Origin of the sequence: Rhodococcus sp. KRD162 (assembly GCF_017168335.1) — a bacterium.
GTDB lineage: Bacteria > Actinomycetota > Actinomycetes > Mycobacteriales > Mycobacteriaceae > Rhodococcoides.
Window position 1 is genome coordinate 1 of the sequence record NZ_JABFAU010000042.1, and the last position, 7,183, is coordinate 7,183.

8 protein-coding genes are annotated in these 7,183 nt (G+C 69.5%); 3 read left to right on the forward strand and 5 right to left on the reverse strand.

All coding sequences use genetic code 11. The features are described 5' to 3' along the window. Nucleotides 1–158 precede the first annotated feature (158 nt). Both istA and istB read left to right on the forward strand, forming a co-directional pair. On the forward strand, nucleotides 159–1,877 hold the full coding sequence (istA, locus tag J1M87_RS25100; protein ID WP_008720624.1) for an IS21 family transposase: 1,719 nt from the start codon (nucleotides 159–161) through the stop codon (nucleotides 1,875–1,877). Beyond that, the gene (gene istB / locus J1M87_RS25105) at nucleotides 1,874–2,683 is read left to right on the forward strand and encodes an IS21-like element helper ATPase IstB (RefSeq protein WP_006246577.1); all 810 of its coding nucleotides are present in this window, start codon (nucleotides 1,874–1,876) and stop codon (nucleotides 2,681–2,683) included. Before istA ends, istB begins: the two co-directional genes overlap by 4 nt. 48 nt (nucleotides 2,684–2,731) lie before the next feature. Here the strand turns inward: istB and J1M87_RS25110 are convergent, their stop codons facing one another. From J1M87_RS25110 to merA, 5 genes are read right to left on the reverse strand one after another with little or no spacing between them, the layout of a single operon-like run. Then, nucleotides 2,732–3,610 (reverse strand): cytochrome c biogenesis CcdA family protein, encoded by an 879-nt coding sequence (locus tag J1M87_RS25110; protein WP_048472691.1) that lies wholly within the window; start codon nucleotides 3,608–3,610, stop codon nucleotides 2,732–2,734. Nucleotides 3,611–3,613: 3 nt separating this feature from the next. Next, nucleotides 3,614–4,138: a redoxin family protein gene (locus tag J1M87_RS25115; protein WP_006246580.1), complete on the reverse strand. Its 525-nt coding sequence runs from the start codon at nucleotides 4,136–4,138 to the stop codon at nucleotides 3,614–3,616. After that, nucleotides 4,135–4,428 (reverse strand): hypothetical protein, encoded by a 294-nt coding sequence (locus J1M87_RS25120; RefSeq protein WP_006246581.1) that lies wholly within the window; start codon nucleotides 4,426–4,428, stop codon nucleotides 4,135–4,137. The genes J1M87_RS25115 and J1M87_RS25120 overlap by 4 nt, the downstream gene beginning before the upstream one ends. A 31-nt stretch (nucleotides 4,429–4,459) precedes the next feature. After that, nucleotides 4,460–5,119, reverse strand: a complete 660-nt coding sequence (gene merB / locus J1M87_RS25125) for an organomercurial lyase MerB (RefSeq protein ID WP_006246582.1) — start codon at nucleotides 5,117–5,119, stop codon at nucleotides 4,460–4,462. A 37-nt stretch (nucleotides 5,120–5,156) separates the two neighbouring features. Further along, complete coding sequence (gene merA, locus J1M87_RS25130; RefSeq protein ID WP_006246583.1) at nucleotides 5,157–6,581, reverse strand: mercury(II) reductase; 1,425 nt, start codon at nucleotides 6,579–6,581, stop codon at nucleotides 5,157–5,159. Between the two features lie 105 nt (nucleotides 6,582–6,686). Between merA and J1M87_RS25135 the strand changes: the two genes are divergently transcribed. After that, entirely contained in the window at nucleotides 6,687–7,076 is a 390-nt protein-coding gene (locus tag J1M87_RS25135; RefSeq protein ID WP_006246584.1) for a heavy metal-responsive transcriptional regulator, read from the forward strand. The last annotated feature ends 107 nt before the right edge of the window (nucleotides 7,077–7,183 follow it).

Below are 7,183 nucleotides of genomic sequence, written 5' to 3' on the forward strand. Positions count from 1 at the left end.
TGGCGGTGACAGTCTGATTCGGGACCAGTGTGACGGTCTGATTCGGGACCCACCCGGGCTTCGGCGTGGCGTCGTGACGGCTTGATCTGGACCCACTTCCGTGGCGTCAGGAGGACCCGCATCCAGCGGTCCTCGCGGCACCGGAAGTGGGTTTCGGGATGAGGGTGCGTGTGGAACTGTTCGCTGCGATCCGTCGGGACGCCCGGGTCGAGGGCATGTCGATCCGAGCGCTCGCACGCAAGCACCAAGTCGGACGCGGCACCGTTCGCCGGGCCCTCACGTCCGCGGAACCACCGCCGCGGAAGACCCCGGTGCGTTCCTCGCCCCGGTTGGATCCGTTCAAGTCGGCCATCGACGACATGCTCCGCGCCGACCTTGAGGCGCCGCGGAAGCAACGGCACACCGCCCGCCGGATCCACGTCCGCCTCATCGAGGAACACGACGCCATTGAGGTGTCGTACTCGACGGTTCGCGACTACGTCCGCATCCGCCGCACGCAGATCGGCCTCGAAGCTGGCCGCCGGGTCGAAGTCATGATCCCCCAGGAGCACGCGCCAGGCGCAGAAGCAGAAGTCGACTTCGGCGAGCTCTACGTCATCCTGGCCGGGGTGAAGACGAAGGTCTTCCTCTTCACATTCAGGTTGAGTTACTCCGGGAAGGCGGTGCACCGGATCTACGCCACCCAAGGCCAAGAGGCGTTCCTCGAGGGCCACATCGCCGCGTTCAACGAGATCGGCGGCATCCCCGCCCGGCACGTCCGGTACGACAACCTCACCGCCGCAGTCACCCGGGTCGTCAACGCGCGCGGTCGTGAGCGGGTAGAGAACGACCGCTGGGTGCTGTTCCGCTCTCACTTCGGGTTCGACGCGTTCTACTGCCAGCCGGGCATCGCCGGGGCACATGAGAAGGGCGGTGTGGAAGGCGACGTCGGCCGGTTCCGCCGCCAGCACCTCGTGCCCATGCCCGTCGTCGACTCGCTCGACGAGCTGAACGAGAAGGTCCGTGCCTTGGACGCCGCCGACGACCGCCGACGGATCTCGTCGCGGATCCGGACCGTCGGCGAGGACTTCGCGACCGAACGCGAGAACCTCGCGCCGCTCCCGGTCGAGGGGTTCGACCCCGGGCTGATGCTGAACCCGATGGTCGACCGCTCCGCGATGATCACCGTCCGCATGGCCCGGTACTCCGTCCCGGCGCGGTTCATCCACCGCCGCGTCCGCGTCTCCTTGCGCGCATCCGAGGTCGTCGTGTTCGACGGCCGACTCCAGATCGCCCGGCACGCCCGCGTCATCACAAGGGGTGGCCAGTCGGTGAACCTCGACCACTACCTCGAGGTGCTCAAGGGTAAGCCGGGCGCATTGCCAGGCTCCACCGCGTTGGCGCAGGCCCGCGAATCGGGGGCGTTCACGCCTGCGCATGAGGCGTTCTGGGCGAACGCCCGCAGGCGGCTCGGGGATGCGGTCGGCACCCGGGAACTGATCGACGTGCTCCTACTGCACCGCGCCATGGCCGCCGACGAAGTCGAAGCCGGGCTGCTCGCCGCAGTGAGCGTCGGTGCAGTCTCAGCTGATGTGGTCGCGGTCGAAGCACGCCTGCACACCACCCTCGCAGCGCCCACCGGGGCCAGTTCAGACCGTCATCCCGTTGCGCAGCCCAGCGATGGCGAACGACGAGATGGCGACGCCAAGCGCAGCCGGAAGGTCGTGTCCCTCACCGAACGCCTGCTGCTCGACCCGGCCGCGGTCATCGCCGGCCTCCCGCCCGACACCCGGCCGCTGCCGTCGATGGAGAAATACCAGCAACTGCTCGGCCGCCGCACCGGCACCGACCACCACCCCGACCCGATGAGTCCCGATGAGAGCGGAGCACCCCGATGAGCACAGTCACCAGCGTGACCACCACCTTGCGCCGCCGCCGCGGCCTGACCGAGGAAGCCGCCGTAGCGGCGGTCGACCAGGCCTGCCGGAGGCTCCGGCTCCCGACCATGCGGGCCCTGCTTGGCGACGCGGTCGCGGCGGCGAACAAGGACCAGTTGACCTACACCGGATTCCTCGCCGAGCTGCTCCTGGCCGAGTGCGACGACCGCGACCGTCGGTCCACCATCCGGCGCGTGAACGGCGCCGGGTTCCCGCGGAGCAAGTTCCTCGCGGACTTCGACTTCGACGCCAACTCGAACATCAACCCCGCCACCATCCACCAGTTGGCGACCGGCGAGTGGGTGCGGAAGGGCCAGCCGCTGTGCCTGATCGGGGATTCCGGCACCGGCAAGTCTCACCTGCTCATCGGCATGGGGACCGCAGCCGCGGAAAAGGGATTCCGGGTAAAGTACACCCTCGCCACGAGGCTGGTGAACGAGCTTGTAGAAGCAGCCGATGAGAAGCAGTTGGCCCGCACGATCGCTCGTTACGGCCGCGTCGACCTGCTCTGCATTGACGAGCTCGGCTACATGGAACTGGACCGCCGCGGCGCCGAACTCCTCTTCCAGGTCCTCACCGAGCGAGAGGAGAAGAACAGCGTGGCAATCGCGTCCAACGAGGGCTTCGCCGGCTGGACCAAGACCTTCACGGACCCGCGCCTGTGCGCGGCCATCGTCGACCGCCTCACCTTCGGCGGCAACATCATCGAAACTGGTACCGACTCCTACCGGCTGGCGTCGACCCGGTCAGGGAACGCGTCGCGGTGACGCAATCAACCGAGCCTGTTTCGTGCGCACGCCGCACCCGGTGGGCTGTCACTGCGTGCTGTCCCGCGTGGTCATCGGGCGCCCCCGAAGGATCCGGCGGCGTCGCTGGAGAACCCCGAGCGCCAGCACTACCAGCGCAGACGCGGCAGCGAGCGCGCCGATGAGTGTCGCCCGTGTCTGGATCCAGCTGGAGACCACCGCGGAGACGTCAGTGAGTCCGCCACCACGGCCCGCGGCGACCGGGGCGTCGCTGGTGGCCGCCGGGTACCAGTACCAGGCCAGATAGGCGCCGGTGAGCAGCAGGACGACAGCGGTGACCCGTGGGCCATGGCGGGCCAATCGCGCGACGTGGCGGGTGAGTCCGCTGCCTGCCGCGGCGGTGGCCAGGGCGAGCAGCAGCAGGACGGTCGCCGAGCCAGCAGCGTAGACACCGAAGACGAGCAGGAGCCCGGCATAGCTGTAGGTGGCCTGCGCCTGCGCGATGACCGCGAGGATCACCCCGAACGTGCACGACAGCGAAGCCAGCGCGTAGCCGACCCCAAACGCAGCCATCCGGGCAGTGGGTGGGAGTCCCGCGGCTGCCCGGCCGGGGATCCGAGGCACCCGCACCGAGACCGAGCGTCCGGCTAGCATCCACAGGCCGAGAACCACCAGCAGGATGCCGACGGCCAGGCCAAGCGACGGCGCGGCGCGAATCAGCCCTCGGGCGCCGGCGCTGACTACCAGGCCAGCTGCCGCGAGGGTGCCGGCGAACCCCACCGCCAACACGAGACCGGCCCGCAGCGCCCGCAGCAGCCGCACCGGGACCGTTGAGGCATCGGTGTCGCCGAGGGTGTGGGTGATCCAGGCCGGGAGTAGCGCGAACCCGCACGGGTTCACGGGCGCGACCATGCCGGCCGCGAAGGCGAGGGTGAGCAGTCCGCCCATGGGTCAGGCTCCGGCCTTTGCCAGTTCGGCGGTGATCGTCGCGGCGTCGGGGTCGGTGGCGCGGAAGGTCACCGTGCCGTCGGCGTCGACGACGATCAGGGTGGACAGAGCGGCCACCTCGAATCGCCGGGAGAGTGCCGCGCCATCGTCGATTGCGGCCGGTACGTGTTCGGCGTCGACGGACTCCATGAAGTCGCCGATCAGGGCCTTGGATTCGCCGGGGTCCATGTCGACGGCGAGGAAGCTTGCCACGGTGCCGGCGTTCTCAGCGGTGGTGGCGGCCTCGCCGAGGGACCGGACGCCGTTGACGCATTCGCCGCACCCGACGGAGAAGAAGAACACCGCGGTGGGCTTCCCGTTGGCGGGCAGGCTGATCTGCTGGCCATCGACGCTGGTCACGGTGGCGGGTGAACCGGAACCGGCGGTCGCGGGGTCGGCACTGTTGCCGCAGGCGGTCAGGGTCAGCGATCCGGCGGCGAGTACGGCGGCGATCGAGAGCGCGGCGTGGTGGCGGCGGGTGATTCTCATCGGTTCTGCTCGTCCTTCGGGTCGACGTTTTCGTTGGTGGGCATGGGCGGGCAGCAGCCGTGGCCGGCGGTGCCGCCGCCGCGGCGGGAGATGGCAATCAGCGCGAGGATCGCCAGGGCGATCCCGGCGCCGATGACCCACGGGTTGCGGAGGAACGCGCCGATACCGGCGATCGCGCCACCGGCGATGAGGATGGGGAGCAAGGCGCAACAGGCGACCATGAGCAGCGCGGCGCCGGCTCCGAGGAGCAGGCCGCTGCCTCCCGGGCGATCGTCGTGGTTGGACATCATCGGTGTTCTCATTCCCTTCAGTGGGTATGGGTCAGCAGCAGCTGTGGCTGTCGTCGGCCGCGGCGGGCGCCTGGAGGCGGTTGAGCAGGCCGGTGGCGAGGGCGGCCCCGATCCGGCACGCCTCGGCCACCGGGACCACCTCCGCGCCGGGGTGCTCGGCCAGCCAGCCCGCGGCGTCCTCGGGGGAGGTGAAGTAGTGCACCTGGTTGCAGAAGGAGGAACGGATCGAGGTGATCTGCTCCGGGTTCACCAGCGACACCACCGCGGTGGGCGGATCGACGCTGGTTGCACCTTCTGTGGGGTCGACGTTGACCCGAACCGGCTCGCCGCTGACCGGGGAGGCCGACTCCACCTTTGCCGGGCGGTCCAGCAGGGCGGGGAAGATCAGCGTGTCCAGCGCACACCAGGTGTAGAGCTCCTCACCGGCCACGGTGAACCGGTGCGGGGTGGGGCGCAGGGTGAGGCCCTGGCCGATGATCCGGCCCTGATCGTCGTACTCGGTGTCCGGCACCGCCGCGAGACCGCGCCGTACGTCATCGAGGGTGCGGCTCGCAGCCGCGGCGAGTTGCTCGACGGTGACGGGGTCGCCGTCGACGAGCAGCCGCAGCAGCGGGATCAGCAGGCCGGCGTCAAGGCCGGTCTCCTCGGGTCGGGTGAGTCGTTGGGGCAGTTGGGTGCTGAGGTCCGACATCGCGGATGCCTCCTTCGTTGAGTGGGGTGGGTGCGGGTCAGGCGCAGCAGGAGAGCTTGGAGACGTCGGTGGTGAAGGCCTTCGCGACGATCCGGATGCCCTCGGTCATGGTCAGGTAAGGCGCCCAGGCGTCGGCGACCTCGGCGATGGTCTTGCCGATGATGTGGACGCCCGCGGCGGCCAGTTCGCCGGCGTCCTTGGCGACCGCGGTCAGGCCGAGGATCTCGCCGGTGTCGGCGTTGGCGACCATCTTGATGAAGCCGCGGGTGTCCCGGTTGACCAGCGTTCGCGGCACGTATTCCAGCGGGAGCACCCGGCAGTCGCAGCGGATCCCGGCCGCGAGGACTTGGGCCTCAGTCATCCCGACTGCGCCGATCGCGGGACTGGTGAACGTGACCCGGGGCAGCCGCATGTAGTCCACCGACCGCTCGGCGTCGGTGAAGGCGTTCTCGGCGACCACGGTGCCGTGGTGGGCGGCGACATAGACGAACTCGGGGTGCCCGGTCACGTCACCGGCCGCCCAGATCCGCGGGTTGGAGGACTGCAGCTGGTCGGTGACCACGATCTCGCCGACCTCGCCAGTCTTCACCTCGACCGCGTCGAGGTTGAGCCCGTCGGTCACCGGTCGGCGGCCGAGAGCGACCAGAACCTCGTCGGCGCGGAACTCCTGCGCGCCACCGGAGACGTCCGCGGTCACCACCACCTGGCCGGTGGCGGCGTCGCGGGTCACGCGGGTCGGGACCGCTCGGCGGACCACCCGGATGCCCTCATCGGCGAAGACCTCCTGCAGCGCCTTGGAGACCTCCGACTCCTCCTTCGACGCGAGCCGGGACCGAACCAGCAGGGTCACCGTCGACCCGAGCCGGGCGAACAGCTGCGCCTGCTCCAGGGCCACGTAGCCACCACCGAGCACCAGCAGCGAGTCGGGGACCTCGGTCAACTCCATCGCCGTAGTCGAGGTCAGGTACCCGGCCTCCTCCAACCCTTGGATCGGCGGGGCCCAGGGACGGGACCCGGTGGCCACCAGGTACTGCGCTGCCTCGATGGTCTCGACGCTGCCATCCGCCGCGGCGACCTCGAGCAGGGGCGAATCCGGAGTGCCGGCGAACGCGGCGTTGCCGCGGCGGACCTGCCAACCGTAGGAGTCGGCGACGTCGACGTACTTCTCACCCCGCAGGGCCTCGACGAGATCCTGCTTTCCGCCGATCAGGGCCGGCATGTCCACCGCGCCCGCGACGCTGGCGATGCCCGGGAACCGGGTCGGCGCGTCCGCGGCCACGTGCCGGGCCTCCGCGGCTGCGATCAGTGCCTTCGACGGCACGCAGCCGGTGTTCACACACGTGCCGCCGAACGTGCCACGCTCGACCATCACCACCGACTTGCCCAGAGAGGTCGCACGAATGGCCGCCGCGAACGCACCGCCGCCGGATCCGATGATCGCGAGGTCGTACCTGGTCTGCATCCCGATTCCTCCCAGAACTGTTGGGAAACGCTCCTGATGCAGCGATACTGGACCTTCCAGTAAAGGGGAAGGTCAAGCGAGACCTGCGACACGATGGAGGCCGGGATGCGGATCGGAGAACTCGCCGAGGCGGCAGGCACGACCACCAAGACTCTGCGGTTCTACGAAGAGCAAGGGCTGCTGCCCCCGGCCGAACGCACACCGGCCGGCTACCGCGACTACACCCCCGACGCGGTCAGCCGGATCGACTTCGTCCACCGCGGCCAAGCGGCCGGGCTCACCCTCGCCCAGATCAAGCAGATCCTCGACATCCGCGACCACGGCCAAGCTCCCTGCGGCCACGTACGTGACCTGCTGGACGCGCGCCTTGCCGACATCGACGCGCAGATCGCCGACCTCACAACACTTCGCGACAACGTGGCTGCGCTCCGCGACGATGCAGCCCTCCCAGAGCCCGAAACCTGTAGCCCCGATCAGGTCTGCAGATACCTATAGCCCTCGCCACTCGGCAGTGACCACCGAGACCAAGGGCGTGATTAGCCGGTGCCAGGTGGGTCCCAGTCAGGCCGTCATCGTGGTCCCAGATCGGGTTGACACAGCCA